Genomic DNA, 820 nt, shown 5'->3' on the forward strand with positions numbered 1-820 from the left:
ATGAAACTATTAGAACAACTTTTTGCCCGATATGGCTATCCAATAGGCTTAAAAACTGATAGAAGAACTACTTTTTTCGCCAAACAGGAAAATAATACACCGATGGCAAAATGACTCAATTCTAAAAATATAGGACTAGAATCAAAAAGTTATGGTGAGTTTAAACCAAATGTTGAGAGAACTAATGGCACTATCCAACTGTGACTTATTGAGTATCTTGACAGCAAAAACTACTCATCTATTGAAGAAATAAATACACATTCAAAAGAAATAATTCAAGCATATAATCAAAGGTTTAACAAACATATGAACGATAAAATCAATGTCTTTAAAAAGATAGACAAAAGGAAAAATGAACACAGAATTCATTTACCGATTAAAAGAAAATACTCAGCCGGTTGTGTTCAATATATGAACAATTACTATGTACCAATAACGAAAGAAAATAAAAGATTTTACATGGAAAATGGCGAAGCAAATTTCGTGATGAGTTCCACTGGAGAATTAATGTTTATTATCGAAAACAAAATTTATAAAAGTGAATGTTTGAAAGGGGAACAATTGACAGATTATCAACTATTTTGTAAAAGACACTATTTAGTTTACGATGATGATTTAACTAAAAAGTTCTACCGTGCTGTTAAAAGAAGTAGAGAGTTTGCGATTAATTTATATAACGTGATCAATGAATTAAGAAATTCAAACACAAGAGAAAAAGAATTGCTTGAAAAAAACTTGTTGGTTTCCGAGGAAATTCTTAAATTATTATCTAAAACTTATCAGGAATTAATTAATAAAATTTAAAATGTGCTTTAAAAAA

General features: G+C 28.2%; 1 protein-coding gene. It reads left to right on the forward strand.

The genetic code is table 4. The features are described from left to right. Positions 1 to 804, forward strand: an 804-nt coding sequence (locus NXS15_RS03735) for a hypothetical protein (protein ID WP_259290521.1), incomplete at its 5' end; no start/stop codon positions are given. Positions 805 to 820 lie beyond the last annotated feature (16 nt).

This window comes from Mycoplasma sp. CSL7475-4, assembly GCF_024834065.1.
Classification (GTDB): Bacteria; Bacillota_I; Bacilli_A; order Mycoplasmatales; family Metamycoplasmataceae; genus Mycoplasmopsis.